At 72.1% G+C, this 18,950-nt stretch carries 19 protein-coding genes; 9 read left to right on the plus strand and 10 right to left on the minus strand.

What is annotated here, in order from left to right:
* Nucleotides 1-49: 49 nt before the first annotated feature.
* The 6 genes from ACMX37_RS12175 to ACMX37_RS12200 are packed head-to-tail and all read left to right on the plus strand — an operon-like array spanning nt 50 to nt 5,327.
* Nucleotides 50-1,144: a YeiH family protein gene (locus ACMX37_RS12175; RefSeq protein WP_483146176.1), complete on the plus strand. Its 1,095-nt coding sequence runs from the start codon at nt 50-52 to the stop codon at nt 1,142-1,144.
* On the plus strand, nt 1,144-2,634 hold the full coding sequence (locus ACMX37_RS12180) for a glycerol-3-phosphate dehydrogenase (protein ID WP_483146177.1): 1,491 nt from the start codon (nt 1,144-1,146) through the stop codon (nt 2,632-2,634). The genes ACMX37_RS12175 and ACMX37_RS12180 overlap by 1 nt, the downstream gene beginning before the upstream one ends.
* Nucleotides 2,631-3,203 carry an NADPH-dependent FMN reductase gene (locus ACMX37_RS12185; protein WP_483146178.1) on the plus strand — a complete coding sequence of 191 codons (573 nt, stop codon included), beginning with the start codon at nt 2,631-2,633 and terminating at the stop codon, nt 3,201-3,203. Before ACMX37_RS12180 ends, ACMX37_RS12185 begins: the two co-directional genes overlap by 4 nt.
* Nucleotides 3,203-3,814: a 3,4-dihydroxy-2-butanone-4-phosphate synthase gene (ribB, locus tag ACMX37_RS12190; RefSeq protein ID WP_483146179.1), complete on the plus strand. Its 612-nt coding sequence runs from the start codon at nt 3,203-3,205 to the stop codon at nt 3,812-3,814. The genes ACMX37_RS12185 and ribB overlap by 1 nt, the downstream gene beginning before the upstream one ends.
* A complete protein-coding gene (locus tag ACMX37_RS12195) occupies nt 3,811-5,007 on the plus strand; it encodes a molybdopterin-dependent oxidoreductase (protein WP_483146180.1) in 1,197 nt (398 codons plus the stop codon). The genes ribB and ACMX37_RS12195 overlap by 4 nt, the downstream gene beginning before the upstream one ends.
* Entirely contained in the window at nt 5,004-5,327 is a 324-nt protein-coding gene (locus ACMX37_RS12200) for a cytochrome c (protein ID WP_483146181.1), read from the plus strand. The genes ACMX37_RS12195 and ACMX37_RS12200 overlap by 4 nt, the downstream gene beginning before the upstream one ends.
* Before the next feature lie 179 nt (nt 5,328-5,506).
* Here ACMX37_RS12200 and ACMX37_RS12205 read toward each other — a convergent pair whose 3' ends face one another.
* The 3 genes from ACMX37_RS12205 to ACMX37_RS12215 are packed head-to-tail and all read right to left on the minus strand — an operon-like array spanning nt 5,507 to nt 9,383.
* Nucleotides 5,507-7,123 carry a sensor histidine kinase gene (locus ACMX37_RS12205; protein WP_483146182.1) on the minus strand — a complete coding sequence of 539 codons (1,617 nt, stop codon included), beginning with the start codon at nt 7,121-7,123 and terminating at the stop codon, nt 5,507-5,509.
* On the minus strand, nt 7,120-7,830 hold the full coding sequence (locus ACMX37_RS12210; protein WP_483146183.1) for a response regulator transcription factor: 711 nt from the start codon (nt 7,828-7,830) through the stop codon (nt 7,120-7,122). Before ACMX37_RS12210 ends, ACMX37_RS12205 begins: the two co-directional genes overlap by 4 nt.
* A gap of 11 nt (nt 7,831-7,841) precedes the next feature.
* Nucleotides 7,842-9,383, minus strand: a complete 1,542-nt coding sequence (locus ACMX37_RS12215; protein WP_483146184.1) for a DUF4153 domain-containing protein — start codon at nt 9,381-9,383, stop codon at nt 7,842-7,844.
* A gap of 89 nt (nt 9,384-9,472) precedes the next feature.
* Here ACMX37_RS12215 and ACMX37_RS12220 point away from each other — a divergent pair, with 89 nt between their 5' ends.
* Both ACMX37_RS12220 and ACMX37_RS12225 read left to right on the plus strand, forming a co-directional pair.
* Nucleotides 9,473-9,616 (plus strand): hypothetical protein, encoded by a 144-nt coding sequence (locus ACMX37_RS12220; RefSeq protein WP_483146185.1) that lies wholly within the window; start codon nt 9,473-9,475, stop codon nt 9,614-9,616.
* 118 nt (nt 9,617-9,734) lie between these two features.
* Nucleotides 9,735-10,511 (plus strand): 2-keto-4-pentenoate hydratase, encoded by a 777-nt coding sequence (locus ACMX37_RS12225; RefSeq protein WP_483146186.1) that lies wholly within the window; start codon nt 9,735-9,737, stop codon nt 10,509-10,511.
* 10 nt (nt 10,512-10,521) lie between these two features.
* Here the strand turns inward: ACMX37_RS12225 and ACMX37_RS12230 are convergent, their stop codons facing one another.
* Genes ACMX37_RS12230 through ACMX37_RS12260 form a run of 7 tightly spaced genes read right to left on the minus strand, consistent with a single transcriptional unit; the run spans nt 10,522 to nt 18,111 of the window.
* Nucleotides 10,522-11,538 carry an NAD-dependent epimerase/dehydratase family protein gene (locus ACMX37_RS12230; RefSeq protein ID WP_483146187.1) on the minus strand — a complete coding sequence of 339 codons (1,017 nt, stop codon included), beginning with the start codon at nt 11,536-11,538 and terminating at the stop codon, nt 10,522-10,524.
* Nucleotides 11,535-12,629 (minus strand): CgeB family protein, encoded by a 1,095-nt coding sequence (locus ACMX37_RS12235; protein ID WP_483146188.1) that lies wholly within the window; start codon nt 12,627-12,629, stop codon nt 11,535-11,537. Before ACMX37_RS12235 ends, ACMX37_RS12230 begins: the two co-directional genes overlap by 4 nt.
* The gene (locus ACMX37_RS12240) at nt 12,626-13,717 is read right to left on the minus strand and encodes a CgeB family protein (protein WP_483146189.1); all 1,092 of its coding nucleotides are present in this window, start codon (nt 13,715-13,717) and stop codon (nt 12,626-12,628) included. The genes ACMX37_RS12235 and ACMX37_RS12240 overlap by 4 nt, the downstream gene beginning before the upstream one ends.
* Nucleotides 13,714-14,811, minus strand: a complete 1,098-nt coding sequence (locus ACMX37_RS12245) for a CgeB family protein (protein WP_483146190.1) — start codon at nt 14,809-14,811, stop codon at nt 13,714-13,716. The genes ACMX37_RS12240 and ACMX37_RS12245 overlap by 4 nt, the downstream gene beginning before the upstream one ends.
* Nucleotides 14,808-15,911, minus strand: a complete 1,104-nt coding sequence (locus ACMX37_RS12250) for a glycosyltransferase family 4 protein (protein ID WP_483148409.1) — start codon at nt 15,909-15,911, stop codon at nt 14,808-14,810. Before ACMX37_RS12250 ends, ACMX37_RS12245 begins: the two co-directional genes overlap by 4 nt.
* 5 nt (nt 15,912-15,916) lie before the next feature.
* Nucleotides 15,917-16,999, minus strand: coding sequence for an SDR family NAD(P)-dependent oxidoreductase (locus tag ACMX37_RS12255; protein ID WP_483146191.1), 1,083 nt, complete (start codon nt 16,997-16,999; stop codon nt 15,917-15,919).
* Nucleotides 16,996-18,111 carry an NAD-dependent epimerase/dehydratase family protein gene (locus ACMX37_RS12260; RefSeq protein ID WP_483146192.1) on the minus strand — a complete coding sequence of 372 codons (1,116 nt, stop codon included), beginning with the start codon at nt 18,109-18,111 and terminating at the stop codon, nt 16,996-16,998. Before ACMX37_RS12260 ends, ACMX37_RS12255 begins: the two co-directional genes overlap by 4 nt.
* A 241-nt stretch (nt 18,112-18,352) precedes the next feature.
* Between ACMX37_RS12260 and ACMX37_RS12265 the strand changes: the two genes are divergently transcribed.
* Entirely contained in the window at nt 18,353-18,949 is a 597-nt protein-coding gene (locus tag ACMX37_RS12265) for a histidine phosphatase family protein (protein WP_483146193.1), read from the plus strand.
* Nucleotide 18,950: the final 1 nt, after the last annotated feature.

Consider the following 18,950-nt stretch of genomic DNA (forward strand, 5'->3'; position numbering starts at 1 on the left):
GCGCGCACCCGAGGGATTTCACAAAGGCGATGGGCAGGACCGGACCGGCATGACGCGAGGGCCCCGCCCCGACTTCGAGACCTTCGCCGGCGACCTGTTCGGCGAGATGGTGCTCGCCGACAGCGCCGCCGCAGCCGCCGCCCGGGCCGAGCGCAAGCCGCTGTCGCGCTTCGTGCCCGGTCTCGCGATCTGCGCCATCGCCGGTGCCGCGGCAGCGTGGCTCAGCCAGAACTACGGCGTGCCGGTGATTCTCGCAGGCCTGCTCGTCGGCCTCGCGATGGGCTTCGCCGCCGGAGACCCGCGCACCCACGAGGGCCTCGATGCCGTCTCGCGCCACGGCCTCAGGGCCGGGATCGTGCTGCTCGGCTTCCAGGTCACGGCGATGCAGGTGATGGCGATGGGCCTCGTCCCCTTCGCCGGCCTTGCGCTGGTGATGCTGGCCGCGCTCCTCGCCGCGCTCGCCGCCGCGCGGGCGACGGGGCAGAGCCCGGCGATCGGGCTGCTCGGCGGGGGCGCGACCGCGATCTGCGGGGCCTCGGCCGCGCTGGCGCTCTATGGCGTGATCGGGCGCGAGCGGGTCGACCAGGCGCAGTTCACGCTGACGCTGGTGATCCTCGCCGCCGCATCGGCCATCGCGCTCGTCACCTATCCGCCGCTCGCCCGGATGCTCGCCTTCAGCGACGCGCAGGCCGGGTTCCTGACGGGCGCGGCGATCCATGACGTGGCCCAGGCGATCGGCGCAGGCTTTGCCGTCTCGGACGCGGCGGGCGCGCAGGCGACCGTGGTGAAGCTCACCCGCGTCGCCCTGCTCGCCCCGCTGGTGACCCTCGCCGCCCTGTGGATCGCCCGCGTCCAGCCCTTGCCCGCAGGCGTGGGCAAGGCCCGCGTGCCGATGCTGCCGGGCTTCATCCTCGCCTTCCTTGCGATGGTCGCGGTCAATTCGCTGGTCGCCCTGCCCGCCGATGTCGCCGGATGGGCGCTCGCCGCCTCCAAGACGCTGCTGCTGCTCGCGGTCACCGCCACCGCGATGCGCACGCGGACCGAACTGCTGCTCGGCCTCGGCTGGCGGGCGGTGATGCCGGTGCTGGCGGCGACCGTCGCCAGCCTCGCGGCGGCGCTGGCCTTCGCGCGGTGGGCGATCTGATGGAACAGGTGTTCGACCTTGCGGTGATCGGCGGCGGCGTCAACGGCGCCGGGATCGCGCGCGACGCGGCGGGGCGCGGGGCAAAGGTGCTGCTGCTCGAGCGCGGCGACCTTGCGGAGGGCACCTCGTCCAACTCCACCAAGCTGATCCACGGCGGGCTGCGCTATCTCGAGCATTACGAGTTCGCCCTGGTGCGCGAGGCCCTGTCCGAGCGCGAGGTGCTGTGGGGCATCGCGCCGCACATCATCTGGCCGCTGCGCTTCATCCTCCCCCACCGCCCGGGCCTGCGCCCGCGCTGGCTGGTGCGGATGGGGCTGTTCCTCTACGACCATCTGGGCGGCAGGAAGCTGCTTCCCGCGACCCAGAACGTCAATCTCGCCCGCCACCCCGCCGGCGCGCCGCTCAAGGGCGAATACACCCGCGCCTTCGCCTATTCCGACGGCTGGGTGGACGATGCCCGCCTCGTCATCCTCAACGCCCGCGACGCGGCCGACCGCGGCGCGACGGTGCGCACCCGCTGCGAGGTCACCGCGCTCGCCCGCGAGGGCGAGGTGTGGCGGATCGAGGCGGGGGGCGAGGTCTTCCATGCCCGCGCCGTCGTCAATGCGGCAGGCCCGCGCGTGCTCGACCTGCTGGGCCGCGCCGGCGAGCCGACCACCCAGAAGATGCGCCTCGTGCGCGGCTCGCACATCGTGGTGCGGAAGCTGTTCGACCACGATTACGCCTATTTCTTCCAGCTGCCCGACGGGCGGATCTTCTTCGCCATCCCCTACGAGAGCGACTTCACCCTGATCGGCACCACCGATGTCGATCACAAGGAGGGCCTCGACGAAGTGAAGGCCAGCCCCGAGGAGATCGCCTATCTGTGCGAGGGCGCCTCGGAATATTTCCGCACCCCCGTCACCCCCGCCGATGTCGTGTGGACCTATTCCGGCGTGCGCCCGCTGGTCGATGACGGATCGGGCAAGCCCGAGGCGGCGACGCGCGGCTACCGCTTCGAGGTCGATGGCGGGGAGGACGGCACGCCCGCCCTGCTCTCGGTGTTCGGCGGCAAGATCACCACCTATCGCCACCTCGCCGCCGAGGCGGTGGAGCGGCTCGCCCCCTTCCTGCCCGCGCTCGAGGGCGGCGACTGGACCGGCAGCGCCCCGCTCCCCGGCGGCGACTTCGGCATGACCGAGGCGGGCGCGAAGATGGGCGACCTGCGCCGGCGCTACCCCTTCCTCTCGCAAGCCGAGGCGCAGCGCCTGATCCGCCTCTACGGCACCCGCGCCGCCGCCTTCCTCGGCGATGCCGCCACCCGCGCCGATTGCGGCGAGGATTTCGGCCACGGCCTCACGGGTGCCGAGGTCGATCACCTCATCCGCAGCGAGTGGGCGCGCACCTGCGAGGACGTGCTTTGGCGCCGGACCAAGCTCGGCCTGCGCTTCACCCCCGAACAGACCGCGCGCCTCGCCGCCTACATCACCGAAAGGACACGCCAAGCATGACCCGAATTGTAGCCCTCGGCGGCACGGTCAATCCCGGCTCCTCGACCGAGCAGGCGCTGCGCCTCGCCGCGGCCATCGCCGCGGGCGAGGGGGCCGAGGTGACGGTGTTCGGCGGCGAGTATTGCGCGGGCCTGCCGCATTATCGCGGCCCCGGCCACACGGCGGCGACGGGTGCGGAACTGGTCGAGGCGGTGCGGCAGGCAGACGGGCTTCTCGTGGCCGCGCCCGGCTATCACGGCACGATCTCGGGCGTGGTCAAGAACGCGCTCGATTATCTGGAAGACCTCGCCCGCGACGAGCGGCCCTATCTCGATGGCCGCGCGGTGGGTCTCATCGCCACCGCCTTCGGGGATCAGGCGTCGATGTCGACCCTGCTCACCATGCGTGCGATCACCCATGCCCTGCGCGGCTGGCCCACGCCGATGGGGGCGACGATCCGCACCTACCAGGGCCTGTTCTCGCCCGACGGCGAATGCCTCGACGAACGCGCGCGGGGCCAGCTCGAACTGGTCGGCCGGCAGGTGGTGCTCGGCGCCAGGAGCTTCGCGGCCGGAAGGGACCTTGCGTGATGAGCGCGGCGCTCGACACGGCGCTGGCGGCGATAGCGGCCGGGCGTCTGGTGGTGATCGCGGGTGACCGGCTGCGCGGCGGGGACATCGACCTGATGTGTGCGGCAAGCCACGTCACCCCCCAGGCGATCAACTTCATGGCGACGCATGGCCGGGGCCTGATCTGCCTCGCGGTGACACCGCAGCGTGCCGAACAGCTCGGCCTCAGCCTCGTGAACCCCGGCACCGCGCGCCAGACCGGGCGGCCCTTCGCCCGCTCGATCGAGGCGGCGCACGGGGTCTCGACCGGCATCTCCGCCGCCGACCGCGCGCACACGGTGCGGGTCGCCATCGCCGAAGGGGCGAGCAGCGCGGACATCCATTCGCCCGGGCACGTCTTCCCGCTGATCGCGCAGGCCGGCGGCGTGCTGGCACGGCCCGCAGCCTGTGAGGCCTCGATCGACCTCGCCCGTCTGGCGGGCGCGGGGGATGCGGCGGTGATCTGCTCGATCATGCGCGACGACGGCGAGATGGCGCGGCTCGACGACATCGGCGATCTGATCGCGGCGCACGACCTCGTGGTGGCCGAGATCGGCGATCTGATCGCAAGGCTGGAGAGGGCCGAGGCATGAGTGGCGAGCGGCTCACCCGCCGCGCGCTGATCGCGGGCGCGGGCACCACGGCGCTCGCGGCCCCGCTGCTGGCGCAGAAGGTGATCGACCTCGGCCTTCCCGGCGGCCCCGGCCTGCGCCCGCTCGACCCGCAGTTTCCCGGCAAGGGCGAGATGATCGTCCAGCGCATCCGCCCGCCCCTGCTCGAGGCGCCGATGGCGGTGTTCCGCGAGGGAGTCATCACCCCGAACGACCGCCATTTCGTGCGCTGGAACTGGGACATGCCCACCAGCGTGAAGGCCGCCGATCACCGCGTGGCGGTGGGGGGCGCGGTGAAGACGCCGGTGTCGCTCACGCTCGAGGAGATCGCGGCGGCGGGCGAGCATGTCTCGGTCGTCGCGGTCAACCAGTGCGCGGGCAACGGGCGGGGCCTGTCCAAGCCGCGCGTCACCGGCACGCAGTGGGGCAACGGCGCGATGGCCTGCGCCAAGTGGACCGGCGTGCGCCTCAAGGACGTGCTGGCCAAGGCGGGCGTGGCGGAGGGCGCGAAGCGGGTGCGTTTCGCCGGGCTCGACGTGCCGCTGACCGAAGGCGCGCCGCAGTTCATCAAGTCCATCCCGATGGACATCGCCATGCACGACGACGTGCTGGTCGCCTGGGCCATGAACGACGAGCCCCTGCCGATCCTCCACGGCTTTCCCCTGCGCATCGTGGTGCCCGGATGGTTCTCGACCTACTGGGTCAAGATGCTCGCCACCATCGAGGTGCTGACCGGCGAGGACGAGAGCTACTATGTCGCCGAATCCTACCGCCTCCCCGCACAGCCGGTGACCCCTGCGGACAAGGACTTCGCCACCATCCCCGTCACCACCATGCCCCCGCGCGCCTTCATCACCAGCCATTCCGACGGCGACACCGTCGCCAGGGGCAAGCCGCTGGTGCTGGAGGGGATCGCCTTCGGCGGCAATGCCGCGCTCGCCCGGGTCGACCTCGTCGGCAAGGGCTGGGAAGTGCCCTGCACGCTCGGGCCGGACGAGGGGCGCTATGCCTTCCGCCGCTGGAGCGTGACCTTGCACAATGCGTCAGGTGACCTGACCGGAATCGGCGCCAGGGCCGCCGACACGGAGGGCGCGGTCCAGCCCGAGACCCTCGCCTGGAACCCCTCGGGCTATGCCCGCAACGTGATCGAACGCATCAGTCTGAGGGCGCGATGAGAGCCGCCGCCGCTCTTGCGCTGCTCGCCCTCGCCGCCTGCGACAGCGCGCCGAAGGTCGCCTTCGCCGATGCGAGCATCACCCTGCCCGACGATCCGCTCGACCTGCCCGAAGGCCCGGGGCGCGATGCGGTGCTGGAGAACTGCACCGCCTGCCACTCGCCCTCGACCATGCTCCAGCAGCCGAAGGTGAGCCGGGAGAAGTGGGAATCGATCGTCGGCAAGATGCGCACCCTCTACAAGGCGCCGGTCGACGAGGCCGCGGTGCCGGCGATCGTCGATTACATGGTGCATGTGCAGGAGGCGCAGCCCGCGTCCTAGAGCGCGAAGGCAGGGGCGAGGCAACCGGTCGCCTGACCGCCGTGTGCGTGCGCCGCACCTGCCGGCTTGCGCCATGTCCTGCGTCTTACACGACAAGCGGCCGCGCTCGTCCATTGCCGGACAGGTGAATGTCCCGCGCGATATCATGGCGACCGGCGGCCGGCGGGGTCCGGCGCGGCCTAGACCGGGTCTGGCGCGACCCCGCCCGCGAAGGGCAGTTCCAGCACGAAGCGCGCGCCGCTCTTCCCTGCCCCGCCCGCCTCGTCGAGCCGCAACGCGCCCCCCGCCGCCGCGACCAGCGACAGGACGATCGGCAGGCCCAGCCCGCTCCCCCCGCTCGCGCGGCGGGTGGTGAAGAAGGGCTCGAAGATCCGCGCCCGGTCGGCCGCGGCGATGCCCGGGCCGTCGTCCTGCACGGCGATCCGCAGCAACCCGCTGACCGCATCCGCCTGCGCGGTGAAGGCGATCCGCCCCGCCCCCGCGGCCCGCGCATTGTCGATCAGCGCCCCGGCAATGGCGTCGAGCGAGGCCTCGGGCAGCGCCAGCGGCGGGCAGTCCCCGGGCAGATCGGCCACCACGGAGAAATCCGGCGCGCAGGCATCGGCGCGGCGGCGCAGCACCGCGGCGAGATCGGCCCGCGCCGCCGGGTCCGCCCCGGCAAGGTCCGCGCGGGCCAGTTCCAGCAGCCGCGCCGTCAGCATCGTCAGCCGCGCCGCATCGGCATCGGCATTGGCGAGGAAGCGGCGGCGCTCCTCCGGGGCCATGTCCGCCCCGTGATCGCCGAGGATCTCCAGCGTGCCCCTGATGCCCGACAGCGGGGTCTTGAACTCGTGGCTCACCGCATGGGCGAAATCCCTGAGATAGCGCGAGCGCCGTTCGATCGCCTCGGCCATGCGCGCGAAATCGGCGTAGAGATCCTGGATCTCGGCGGCGGCGGTGGGCGGCGGGTCGGGGATGTCCTCCTGCCGGCCCGAGGCCAGCGCGCGGCTCGCCCGGGCGAGCGCCTCGACCGGCCGGACGATCCCGCGCGACAGCACGCCCGAGAGCACCACCAGCATCCCGAAGATCACCGCCACCCCGAAGGCGATCTTCCCGCGGTCGGCATAGAGCCCCTTCACCAGCGCGCGGGCGGGACGTGCGAGCAGCAGCACGCCGACCACCCTGCCCTCGACGACGATCGGCCGGGCATGATGCACCCTGAGACCCGCGGCGCGGCTCAGCCACTCGAGATCGAACCCGGCGCGATAGGCGGCGTTGCGGCGCAGCACGGTGCGCGGGGTGCCCGACAGCGCGGCGCGCACCTCGGGCAGCATGGCGAGGCTCCTGCCCCGCCCCGCCACCCGGCTCTCGCGCGCTATCAGCCCCTGCCGGTCGAGCATCACGATCGAAGACAGCGTTACCTGCTGCGTGCGCGCGGCCACCGGCGCCAGGGCGCGCGCGGCGGCCACGGCGGCGGGATCGGGCGGCATGGAAATCGGCCAGGGGCGGCGGCGCTCCTCGAAGATCGGGGTGCTGCTCAGGTCGATGGTCGGCAGTTCGGGGTGCACATCGCGCGGGTCGGGCAGGGGCCCGGCCTCCGCCCCCGGCCAGCCCGCCGCCGCGGCCGCCGCCAGCGCCGCGCCTTGCGCGACCAGTTCCGCCTCGGTCTGGCGCACCAGCGTGTTCTCGTAGACCCGCAGGAACATCGCCGCAAAGCCCGGCAGGGCGGCGACGGTGAACAGCGTCGCGAACAGGATCGTGCGCAGCGGCAGGCGCGGCCAGCGCGCCTTGATCCAGTCCTTCGCGGCGCGGATCATGCCGTGCAGGGGCCGAGCGCGTAGCCGATGCCGGCGCGGGTCTCGATCAGCGTCTCGGCCCCGACCGCGGCGAACTTGGCGCGAAGGTTGCGGATGTGGCTGTCGATGGTGCGGTCGGTGACGGCAAAGCCCGGGCCGTGCAGCCGGTCGATGATTGCGTCGCGGGTGAAGACCTTGCCCGGCCGCGACGCGAGGGCGCGCAGCATCGAGAACTCGGTCACGGTCAGCGGCACCTCGGTGCCCTGCCAGTGCGCGCGCCAGCATTCGGGATCGAGGCTGAGGCAGCCGTGCGTGATGACCCCGCTTTCGGGCGCAGCAGCGGGCGCGGGCGCGCCTGCACCACCGGCGGCGCGGCGCAGGATCGCCTGGGTGCGCGCCACCACCTCGCGCGGGGAGAAGGGCTTCACGACATAGTCGTCGCCCCCCAGCTCGATCCCCAGCACCCGGTCGATCTCGTCGTCGCGCGAGGACAGGAACAGGATCGGCACGGCACTGGTCGCGCGCACCCGGCGGCACACCTCGAGCCCGTCCATGCGCGGCATGTTGATGTCGAGGATGACGAGATCGGGCGCCTCAGCGGCGATCCGCGCGAGTGCCTCCTCGCCGTCGCCCGCCTCGATTCCCCTCAGCCCCGCCTTGCCGAGCGCGAAGACCAGCAGCTGGCGGATGTGGGGATCGTCGTCGACGACAAGGATGGTGCGCTCCATGCTGTCCAAGATCACGGGTTTTCCTGCGGCGTCAATGCGGGAGATGTGGTGAAGGGCCGGGGGAGGATCTCGCCGCCGCAGCCGCGCGAATAGGGCGCGGGGGCGGGCACGCGGGTGTCGCCCTCGAGCAGGGCCTCGGCCCGGGCGAGCCGCCATGCCCCGCGCAGCGTCCACGCCTGCCAGTCGGCCTGACGCTCCTCGAGGTTCGCGCGGGCCTGATGCGCGAGATAGAGCGCCCGGTCCTGCATGGCCGGGGGAACCGGCGCCCGGCTGAGCTCGATCAGCGGGATGATCGCGGCCCCGTCGAGTTGGTCGAGATAGCACATGTCGAGCTTGGCCGGATCGCGCAGGTTGTCCACGTTCCAGCGCGCTGCCACCGCGCCGAGATCGACGGCGGCGGCTAGCGTCAGCGCGATCCCCGCGGCGATCGCATTGGCGTTGATCAGCCAGGCGAGGCTCTTGCCCGTCAGGAAGCGCCAGCACACCAGCATCAGCCCGCTCGCCACCAGCACCATCCAGCCGAGCGCCGCGATGCGCCACTCGGTCAGCGAATAGGCGGCGATGTAGTCGGCAAGGCGCAGCATGCTCGAGGCGACCAGCAGCACGTTCTGCGCCACCCATGCGAGCACCAGCCGGCGCACCCCGGCGCGGCGCGCCAGCACGCCGCCCGGGCGCAGCGCGACCAGCACGAACAGGCCCGCCAGCAGCGCGGTCGCGATCAGGGTATAGGCCCCCTGATGGGCATACTCGGCCAGCGTCACGCCCTCGGGCAGCGGCGCGCCGCTCCACAGAAAGGCGATGTCGAGCGCGTTCTGGAGCGCGAAGACCGCGTTGAACACCCCGAGCGTGATCAGCGCCATCGTCACCGGCGGATCGGGCAGGCGGCGCGCCAGGGCCCACTCGCCCCCCGCCAGCCGCAGCGCGCGCGGGCGCAGGGTCGGCCAGGTGAAGCCGAGGATCACGATCATCAGGATGGCGTGGAGGATCAGCGTCGTCATGTCGGGCAGGCGGAAGGCGCCGAGCGCCTGCCCCAGCACCGGGTTGGCGCTGGCGAAGAGGGAAAGGAACAGCGCCCCGCCCGCCAGCGGCATGACAAGGTTCATCAGCACCAGCGCCGCCGCCGAGGTTCCGCTGCGTCCGGGCAGGCTGGCGAGCCGCCATAGGTCGCCCACGACCCCGAGGGGCGCGCGCAGGCCGAGAAAGCCGAGCCGCACCGCCCACAGCAGCGCGTTGTCGAAGACATGGCGCACCAGCAGCGCCGCGCTGCCGATTGCGGCGAGGAACAGCATGATGGGGAGCGGCCAGGGCTCGATCACGCAGATCGCCGCGAACAGGCCTGCGCAGCCGATCGCGATCCACCCGCCCCTCGCGCGGCGCACCGCCGGGCGGGCTAGCGCCATGACGGCGAGCCACAGCAAGCCGAAAGCGCCGATGATCGACCCGCCCTCGAAGCCGTAGAGCATCGCGTCGCCCGCGGCGACGAGGACGGCGACGGCAACGAGCTTGGCGAGGAAGCTGAAGCGCGGGGGGGCAGGCGGGGCGACGGGCGGCATGGGCTCTCCTTTGCAGGGTTTCGCCGCCGCTCTGGCAGGCCCGCATGCGCGGCCGATGGCGGCCGCGGTGGAGATCCCGCGCGCATTGCGTGCAGAACCCGTGCAGACGCGGCGCCGCTCTGGCGGCTGCCAGCGTGATCGGCGCGCCCGCTGCCATGGCGCAGCAGGCCGGGATCGAGGTGACGGTGGTCGATGCCGCAGGCGCGCCCGTCGGGCTCGCCTACCGCTTCTGAGCCGCGCGGCCCGATGGCGGGCACCGTGCCCCCGGAAAGGGCGCAAGAAAGCTTTTGAAACCGGTTTCCATTTTCGCCAAGGCTCGGCGCCGTGGGGTACGAGGACGAGAGGACACAGGTGCAATCCGAAGCACGCGACATCGCCGGCGCATTCGTCGCCGCGCGCCGCGGCCGGACGGCCATCGGCGAATTTCCGGGCTGTCCGCCGGTCGATCTGGCGGGGGCCTACGCGATTCAGGACTGCGCGCTGGCGCTGTGGGACAGGCCCGTCGGCGGCTGGAAGGTCGGCCGCATCAAGCCGCCGCGCGACGCCCTGCTCGGGGCGGACCGGCTGGCCGGCCCCATCTTCCGCGACACGATCGTGATGGCGGGCGACGAGACGCCGACGATGCCCGTGTTCCCCGGCGGGTTCGCCGCGGTCGAGGCCGAGTTCATGCTCCGCCTCGCCCCGCAGGACGGCCCCCTCCCCGCCTCCCCCGCCGAGGCGATGGCGTGGATCGACGGGTTACGCATCGGCATCGAGATCGCCTCCTCGCCCTATGCCCGGATCAATGCCGACGGGCCGCTGGTGACGATTTCCGACCACGGCAACAATGCCGGCCTGGTGCTCGGCGCCGAGGTCCCGCGCGAGGCGTGGGACGCGCTCGATACTGTCGAGGTGACGCTCGCAATCGACGGGCGCGAGATCGGGCGGGCGACCACCGCGACCATGCTCGACGGCCCCTTCGGCGCGGCTGCCTTCCTGATCCGCAACCTTGCCGCGCGCGGCATTGCGCTCGAGCCGGGCTGGTGGATCTCGAGCGGCGCAATCACGGGCGTGCACCCGATTGCCCCCGGCAGCACCGCCACGGCGCGCTTCGACGGTCTCGGCAGCCTCGCCGCCGGGATCGCCTGAGGCGCGGCGCTCACCCGGCGGCGGTGACGCGCACCACCGGCGGCGCAGCCGCGAGCGCGCGGCGCTCGGCGGCGAACCAGGCGAAGGTCTGACGCAGCCCCGCCGACAGCGGCGTCGCCGGCTCCCAGCCCAGCAAGGCGCGCGCCCGTGCGATGTCGGGACGGCGGCGTTCGGGATCGTCGACCGGCAGGTCGCGGTGGGTGACGCGCACCGGTCGCGCCGCGATCGCGCCCAGCGTCTCGACCAGTTCGGCGATGGTGATCTCGTGCGGGTTGCCGATGTTGACCGGCACCAGCTCGCGCATCTCGGCGCGCATCAGCCGGATCAGCGCGTCGACCGTGTCCGCGACATAGCAGAAGCTGCGGGTCTGGCTGCCCGCGCCGTAGATCGTCAGCGGCTCGCCCGCGAGGATCTGGCAGATGAAATTCGACACCACCCGCCCGTCGTCCATGCGCATATGGGGGCCATAGGTGTTGAAGATCCGCGCCACCCGCACATCCGCCCGCCGCCCCCGCGCGAAATCGAAGGCGAGCGTCTCGGCGGCGCGCTTGCCCTCGTCGTAGCAGGCGCGCGGGCCGGTGCAGCTTACGTTGCCGCGATAGGCCTCGGGCTGGGGGTGGACATCGGGATCGCCATAGACCTCGCTGGTCGAGGCCAGCAGAAAGCGCGCCCCCGCCTGCTCGGCAAGGCGCAGCAGCCGGTCGGTGCCGACCACATTGGTCAGCATCGTGTGCTCGGGATCGGCCTGGTAGAGCACCGGCGAGGCGGCGCAGGCGAGGTTGTAGATGCGCGCGATCGCGCCGGTCTCGCGGGTGATCGCGACCGGCAGGGCCTGCGAGATGTCGCCGCGCACGAAGCGGAACGCCGGGTATTCCGACAGGGCATCGAGATTGGAGAGGCGCGCGGTCTGGAGATTGTCGAGGCACAGCACGCGCTCGCCGGCCTCCAGCAGCGTGCGGCACAGGTGCGAGCCGATGAAGCCCGCGCCGCCGGCCACCAGGGTCCAGCCATCCTCTTGTCGTGTCATGCCACTTCTCTCCTGTCGGCAGGGTCTGCCTTGTCGTTGCTGCGTCCGGCGATGGCGCGGGCGAGATCGGCCTCGAACCCGGCGGCGCGGGCCTCGGCGCTGTGCTGCGCGAGCACCGCGGCGCGGGCCGCCGTGCCGATGGCGCGGGCATCGCGGCCCAGCGCGGCGAGCACGTCGGCGCTGTCTTGGGCAAGGATGATCTCGCGCCCCGGGGCGAGCAGGCTGTCGATCCCGTCCCAGCGGTCGGAGATGATCGGCGTCCCGCAGGCCCCCGCCTCGAACAGGCGGACCGAGGGCGACCAACCGGCGGCGATCATGTCGGCGCGGGTGACGTTGAGCGCGAAGCGCGAGGCCGAGTAGAAGGCGGGGTGGTCGGCGGGCGGCAGATGCGCGATCCGCTCGACATTGGCGGGCCAGTCGATGTCCTCGGGATATTGCGGCCCGGCGACGGCCAAACGCAGATCGGGCCGCGCGCGGGCGGGCGCGATCAGCAACCGTTCGAGCGTCGGCTGGCGGTCGGGGCTGTAGGTGCCGAGATAGGTGAGATCCCAGCGCACCGGCACCTCCAGCGGGCGGTAGCGCGCCGTGTCGACCGAGCAGTAGAGCGCCCGTGCGGCGCGGGCGCCGTATTCGCGCTCCAGCCGCTCCAGCGTCGGCCCGCCGGTGAAGGAGAAATAGACATCGTATCCCGCCAGCACCTCGCGCGAGAGGTAGTCGCATTCCCCCCGGTCGAGCGCGGCGAGGGTCACGGGGGTGTCGATGTCGTAGAAGCACGTCAGCCCCCGCGCATGGGCCTGCACGAAGGCGCCGACCGCGATGCCCTCGGGCACGTAGGAGCCGACCATCACCGCGTCGGCCTCCGCGATTGTCTCGCGCCAGTCCGCGAGTGCGGCGAGGCTGTCGTAGTATGCGAGGTCGCAGAAATCCGGATCGGCGAGGTCGCGGTGCCCGGCATACCAGGGCACGTCGCGTTCGAGGAACAGCACCTCGTGCCCCCGCGCGGCGAAGGCGGCGAGCAGCGCGCGGAAGGTGGTGGCGTGGCCGTTGCCCCACGAGGAGGACAGCGCGAGCCCGAGGACGACGAGCCTCATGCCGCCACCTCGCGCCGCGCTTCGGCGAGGCGGTGGAGCACCCGGTCGACGATCACGGCGCGCAGTTCGTAGGTGTGCTCGCGGCGCACCCGCTCGAGCGCCGCCGCGCCGATCGCGCGGGCGCGTTCGGGCGTGAGGGCGGCGAGGTGGTCGGCAACGTCCTGCCCGTCGCGGGCGACGAGGATTTCACGGTCGGGCTCTAGGAACATCGGGATGCCCTCCCAGGCGTCGGTGATGAGGCAGGCCGCCGCCCCCGCCGCCTCGAAGACGCGGGTGGCGGGCGAGAAGCCGACCTCGGCCATCGAATCCCGCGCGACGTTGAGCACGGCGAGCGGCGTGGCGTTGAAGGCGTTGTGCTCGGCGGTGCCGACATGGCCGATGGCGCGCACGTTGCCCGGCATCGGCTTGTCGGCCCAGCCGTTGCCGCCGATCAGGAAGCGCCTTTCGGGCAGCAGCGCGGCGGGCTTCAGGAAGAACTCCTCCACCCGCGCCTCGCGGTCGGGCAGGCGGTTGGCGAGGAAGGCGAGATCGCAGGCGAAGCGCGGATCGGGCGGGACGGGGACGTGGGTGGTGAGGTCGAGCGCGTTGTAGACCGGCACGCATTCCTTCGCGCCGAAGCCCTCGTAGGCCGCGACCACCGGGGGGCCGCCGCCATAGGTGAAGACCATGTCCAGCCGGGGCAGCGCGGCGCGCACCGGATGGGCGGGATCGCGGCGCATCTCGTCGAGAGTGGCGGCGGCATCGACGTCCCAGAATATCCTGAGCGCATGGGGTGCGGCGCGGGCGAGCACGCCCTCCAGCAGTTCGCGGTCATAGACCCCGACGCCGTTGGCCTTGATCACCACATCCGCCGCGCCCGCCTCGGCGAGAACGCCGGCGAGGCCTTCGGGCGTCGCGGGCCAGACCACCACCTCGGCCCATACGGGCGGGTCGATGTCGCGATGCTGCTGGCGGTCGAAGGCGTCGGGTTCGTAGAAGGTGATCCGGTGCCCCCGCTCCGCCAGCGCGCGCAGGATGCCGCGGTAATAGGTCGCCGCCCCGTTCCAGTACGAGGACAGCAGGCTCGATCCGTAGAAGGCGATGTTCATGCGGTCTCCCTTTCGGTCTGGCCGACCAGCGCGAGCAGTTCGTCGACCCGGTGCGCGCAGGTGTGGCGTGCGCGGATCGTCGCGAGGCCGTCGGCGGCCAGTTGCGCACGCATCGCGGGGTCGTTGGCGAGAGCGGTGAGGTGCGCGGTCATCTCCGCCCCGTCCCGCGCGACGAGGTAGTCGGTGCCGGGGCGGAACAGGCTTTCGGCATCGTCCCAGGGTGCGCAGACCAGCGGAATGCCGCAGGCGAGCGCCTCGAAGACGCGGATGGTGGGGATGCCGGGGAGCGCCTCGACGTAGAAGCGGCGCGGCACGTGGACGGTGGCGCAATGGCGCGCGAAGATTTCCGGCGCGCGCGGGTTCGCCGCCCAGCCGCGATAGCGCGCGCCGTATTGCGCCAGCGTCGCCAGCGCCGCCTGCGGGTAGCGCACGCCGTAGATGTCGAGCGGCAGGTCCGCCGCGTCGGCGGGGGCGAGGAGGAATTCCTCGATCTCGGTCGAACGTTCCCCGTCGCCCCAGTTGCCGATCCACACCAGCCCCTCGCGGGGTTCCTCCACTGCGGGCGGATGGAAGCGGCGGGTATCGGCGGCCTCGTGCCACACGTGCACCCGGTCCCCCCAGCCCCAGCCGCGATAGACCTCGGCCAGCGTCTCTCCGAAGGCGAGCACGCCGTCATAGCCGCTGAGGTCATAGGCGCGCATCGCCGCAGGTTCGCTGACGGCGCGGTGGTGGGTGTCGTGGAACAGCAGGCGGAACCTTGCGCCCTGCTTCCGGAGCGCGCCGAAACGCGAGACCAGCGCGGGATCGTTCCATTCGTGGACGATCACGAGGTCCGCACCCTCGACCAGCGCGCCGATATCGGCCTCGAACGGGTAGATGACCGAAGCAAGGCGCGGATAGGCGCGGGTGAAGGCCGCGATGCCGGCTGCCCCGTGATCGGCGAGCAGGTTGGTGCGGCTCCACGCATCGGCCGGCTCGAAGGCGACCGCATCGTGGCCGCGCGCGATCAGTTCGTCGAGCACCCCGCGCAGGAAATGGGCGTTGCCGTGGTTCCAGCAGGAAGCGAGCGAGTGGGTGAACCAGGCGATCTTCATGCGGCGACCTCGCGGCCGGCCAAGAGCCGGCGGTAAATGGCGGTAACGCCGCGCGCCATCGCGGCCGGAGTGAAGCGCAGCGCGCGCGCCTGCGCCGCTTCGCCCAGCGAGCGGCGCGCGTCGGGATCGGCGTGCAGCCGCGCGATGGCGGCGGCAAAGCCAGCCGCATCGCGCGGATCGGCGAAGACCGCCGCCCCGTCCCACAGTTCGCGGAAGGTCGGGATGTCGGACAGCACCAGCGCGCACCCCGCCCCGGCAGCCTCGAGCACGGAGAGGCCGAAAGGCTCGAAAGTCGCTGCCGACACGAAGATCGGACGCAGCGCGAGGAGCGCGGCGAGGTCCGCATCGGGCAGCGCGCCGAGCGCCACGGCATGGGCGAAGGCGGCCTCCTCGCCGTGTGGCCCGCTCAGCTGCCCCGCGACGAGAAAGCGCAGGTCGAGCCGCGCCGCTACCGCATCGATCAGCGCGGCGTTCTTGACCGGGTCCCACATCCGTCCCACCACCAGAGCGGCATCGAGCCGGTGCGCGCCGGGTTGCAGCGCGTCGGCAGGCGGGCGGCCATTGTGCACCACCAGCGGGCGGCGGGTGAGGCCGTAGGTCGCCTCGAGCGTGGCGGCAAAGCTGGCGCTCGGCGCGACCACGGCGTCGGCCACGCACAGCCCGCGTCGCATCAGGTCGCCGTGCCAGGCGAGCGCGGGATCGACCGGTGCGCCGCCTCTTGCGGCCTGCCACCAGGTGGTGATGCAGCCATGCGCGGCAGCCAGCACGGGGACGGGAAAGGGCGCGGCGCCGAGCAGCGCGGGCGAGTTGCAGTGCAACAGGTCGGCACCGCAGGCCCGGACAAGGCGCGCAAGGCCGAGGGCGGCGGCGGCGACCTCGGCGGGGTTGTCGCACATCCAGTCGAGCGGCAGGCCGGTCTCGACCAGCCGCACGCCCGCCGCGCCATCCAGGCAGCGGCGCTGGGCGGCATCGGGAGCAGGGCCCATCACCGCCAGGGTAACGCCGTAGCCCTCGCCCGCCAGTTCTGCCGCAAGGCCGGTCGCATATTGCCACACGCCGCCCACCGCGTCGGTGGTCATCAGGACATGGCCGGCATCCATGCGGCTCACCACACCTGCTCGCGCGCAGGCGCCGGTGCGGCGGGAGGGGCGGACGCCGCGCGGTTGGCAGAGAGCCATGCAGCAAGGTCGGTGAGGCCGGTGCGCCAGCCCTTGCGCGGGCCGAGGCCCAGCGCGGCATCCACGGCGCGGGTGTCGGCGACGAACCACCGCTGGTCGCCCGCGCGCCAGTCGGCAAAGGTGACGGGCGGCGCGGTGCCGAGAATGCGCCGGATCTCGCCGACCACCGTCAGCAGGCTCACCGCGTTGTCCGGCCCGCCGCCCCAGTTGAAGGCGCGGCCGGCGATGCTGTCGATCCGCTCGAAGGCGGCGAGATAGGCGGCGCAGGTGTCGGCCACGTCGCAGATGTCGCGCACCTGATGCCCGTCGCCGTAGAGCGTGATCGTCTCGCCTGCCAGCGCGCGCAGGAGGAAGTGCGCGACCCAGCCCTGATCCTCGGTGCCCATCTGGCGCTCGCCGTAGATGCAGCTCATCCGCAGCACCGCCGCCGGCATCCCGTAGCTGCGCGCGTAATCGAGCACATACTGGTCCGCCGCGCCCTTGGAGCAGCCGTAGGGCGTGTGGAAATCGAGCGGGCGCGCTTCGCCCACGCCGTGGGCGGCGAGATCGGGCGCGGCGGGCGCATAACCGTCGCGCCCCTGCGTCAGGGCAATGTCGGCAAGATCGCCATAGACCTTGTTGGTCGAGGCGAAGATCAGCGGCGCGCCGGGCCGCTCGTGGCGCAGGGTCTCGAGCAGGGCGAAGGTGCCGCCGAGATTGACGGCGAAATCCGACGCAGGGTCGGCCAGGCTGGTCGTCACCGCCACCTGAGCGGCGAAGTGGAAGGCCCCGTCCACCCCGCGCACGGCGCGTGCGACGGCAGCGGGGTCGCGCAGGTCGGCCACCACCGGCTCGACCCGGTCGCCGTGCCGCGCGGTCAGCCACTCCAGATTGCGCCCGGTCCCGGGCCGCTCGAGCGAATCGAGGATCCGCACCCGGCAACCGCGCTCCAGCAGGCGCATGGCGAGATTGGAGCCGATGAAGCCCGCACCCCCGGTGACGAGGATGGTCAGGCCCTCCTCCAGTCTCATGCCACGAGCCCGCGCGCTTCGAGCTCGCCGCGCGCCCGCTCGGCGCGGTCCTCGGCGGTCTGCCCGGCGAGCCAATCGGCTAGGTCGGCAAGCCCCTCGCCGAAGTCCTGCCGCGCCGAAAAGCCGATCGTCTCGCGCGCCAGCGTGGTGTCGCAATAGCAGTGGCGGATGTCGCCGGTTCGCGCCTTGCCGACGATCTCGGCCTCGCAATCGTTGCGCCCCATCGCCTCGGCGAGCGCGCGCGCCACCTGCCTGACCGAGCGGTCCTCGCCCGAGCCGATGTTGAAGGTCCCGCCCGCCGCCGCAGGATGATCGAGCGCATCGGCGAAGGCGCGGGCGACGTCGGCGACATGGACGAAGTCGCGACGCTGCTCACCGTCCTCGAAGATCATCGGCGGCTGGCCGTTGAGCAGCCGCGCGGCGAAGATCGCCAGAACGCCGGTATAGGGATTGGAGAGCGCCTGGCCCGGCCCGTAGACGTTGAACAGCCTGAGGCAGGTGCTCTCGATCCCGTAGGGCGCGGCCATGATGTGGGTCATGCGTTCCTGCACGAACTTGCCCAGCGCATAGACCGAGGCGAGGTCGGCGGATTTCCATTCGGGCGTCGCCACCGGGGTCAGCGGCCGCCCGCGATCATCGAGCGGGTCCCATGCACGCTGCCCGTCGCGCAGCACCCCGCGCGCGGCATCCTCGACCAGCGCGCCATCGGCATCGCGGTAGAGACCCTCGCCGTAGATGCTCATCGAGGAGGCGGTGACGATGCGCTTGACCGGATTGTCGATCAGCCGCTCCATCAGGACCGCGGTGCCGAGGTCGTTGGCCGCGGTGTAGCGTTCGACCTCGTACATCGACTGTCCGACCCCGACTTCGGCGGCGAGATGGACCACGCGATCGACCCCTGCCAGCGCGCGCGCCACGGCATCGCCGTCGCGGATGTCGGCGCGCAGGAGCTCGACGTCGTCCGGAAGGTCGGCGGGGCGCTCGCCGCCGGGGTGCACCTGCTCGATCAGCGCGTCGAGCACCCGCACCTCGTGACCGCGGGCGAGCAGTTCGCGGCACAGATGGCGGCCGATGAAGCCGGCGCCGCCGGTGACCAGAATTCTTTCCGACAAAACAGCTCTCCCGCCCGACAAGGTTCTTCTTCTGGTAAGTACCTAATCGAAGCAGGGCGGCTGCCTTCTAAATGGTGAGGCTAACTCATGTTGATCGGTCCGCTTAACGAGCCGAACGCCATAATATTGGCGATGAAGCGAATTCGACCTCTCCGGCCATAATCCAGTTTGGCAACCTGCCTCCTTGAGAGGGCGCTGCGAGTCGGCTTCTACTTTCCTTCGCACGATCCTCGGGAGCATCATGACAGCCACGATCATACTCGTCCGCCATGCAGCGCATTCGCAGCTTGGGCATGTGCTGTGCGGCCGTGCCGGCGACGTGCCGCTGTCGGAGGCGGGCAGCGCCCAGGCAATGCGGCTGGCGCGGCGGCTGGGGGGCGAAGGCGTCGACGAAGTGCAGACCAGCCCCGTACGCCGGGCGCGCGAGACCGCGCAGGTGCTGACGATGGTGCGCCGCGCACCCGTGACGGTGGCAGAGGCGCTCGACGAGGTCGATTTCGGCGAATGGACCGGACAGGAATTCGCCACGCTCGACGGCGATCCGCGCTGGCAGGAATGGAACGCCCGGCGCGGCGCCGCCCGTGCACCGGGGGGCGAGGCGATGATCGCGGTGCAGGAGCGCGTCCTCGCCCACCTGCGCGCCGTCGCGCGCCGGGCCGAGGGGCTGGTCGTCGCGATGGTGAGCCACGCCGACGTGATCCGCGCCGCGGTCGCAGGCGTGCTCGGCCTGTCGCTCGACCGCATCCTCGCCTTCGACATCGACCCCGCCTCGGTCACGCGGATCGCCGCCGGGCCGTGGGGCGAGCGCGTGCTGTCGGTCAACGAGCGGACCGCGTGAC

Source organism: Porphyrobacter sp. THAI-01a (assembly GCF_056868655.1).

Bases quoted from the DNA above. Each gene is read 5' to 3' on its own strand.
- ACMX37_RS12175 (WP_483146176.1), top strand. From the start codon at position 50: ATGACGCGAGGGCCCCGCCCCGACTTCGAGACCTTCGCCGGCGACCTG.
- ACMX37_RS12180 (WP_483146177.1), top strand. From the start codon at position 1,144: ATGGAACAGGTGTTCGACCTTGCGGTGATCGGCGGCGGCGTCAACGGC.
- ACMX37_RS12185 (WP_483146178.1), top strand. From the start codon at position 2,631: ATGACCCGAATTGTAGCCCTCGGCGGCACGGTCAATCCCGGCTCCTCG.
- ribB (WP_483146179.1), top strand. From the start codon at position 3,203: ATGAGCGCGGCGCTCGACACGGCGCTGGCGGCGATAGCGGCCGGGCGT.
- ACMX37_RS12195 (WP_483146180.1), top strand. From the start codon at position 3,811: ATGAGTGGCGAGCGGCTCACCCGCCGCGCGCTGATCGCGGGCGCGGGC.
- ACMX37_RS12200 (WP_483146181.1), top strand. From the start codon at position 5,004: ATGAGAGCCGCCGCCGCTCTTGCGCTGCTCGCCCTCGCCGCCTGCGAC.
- ACMX37_RS12205 (WP_483146182.1), bottom strand. From the start codon at position 7,123: ATGATCCGCGCCGCGAAGGACTGGATCAAGGCGCGCTGGCCGCGCCTG.
- ACMX37_RS12210 (WP_483146183.1), bottom strand. From the start codon at position 7,830: ATGGAGCGCACCATCCTTGTCGTCGACGACGATCCCCACATCCGCCAG.
- ACMX37_RS12215 (WP_483146184.1), bottom strand. From the start codon at position 9,383: ATGCCGCCCGTCGCCCCGCCTGCCCCCCCGCGCTTCAGCTTCCTCGCC.
- ACMX37_RS12230 (WP_483146187.1), bottom strand. From the start codon at position 11,538: ATGACACGACAAGAGGATGGCTGGACCCTGGTGGCCGGCGGCGCGGGC.
- ACMX37_RS12235 (WP_483146188.1), bottom strand. From the start codon at position 12,629: ATGAGGCTCGTCGTCCTCGGGCTCGCGCTGTCCTCCTCGTGGGGCAAC.
- ACMX37_RS12240 (WP_483146189.1), bottom strand. From the start codon at position 13,717: ATGAACATCGCCTTCTACGGATCGAGCCTGCTGTCCTCGTACTGGAAC.
- ACMX37_RS12245 (WP_483146190.1), bottom strand. From the start codon at position 14,811: ATGAAGATCGCCTGGTTCACCCACTCGCTCGCTTCCTGCTGGAACCAC.
- ACMX37_RS12250 (WP_483148409.1), bottom strand. From the start codon at position 15,911: ATGGATGCCGGCCATGTCCTGATGACCACCGACGCGGTGGGCGGCGTG.
- ACMX37_RS12255 (WP_483146191.1), bottom strand. From the start codon at position 16,999: ATGAGACTGGAGGAGGGCCTGACCATCCTCGTCACCGGGGGTGCGGGC.
- ACMX37_RS12265 (WP_483146193.1), top strand. From the start codon at position 18,353: ATGACAGCCACGATCATACTCGTCCGCCATGCAGCGCATTCGCAGCTT.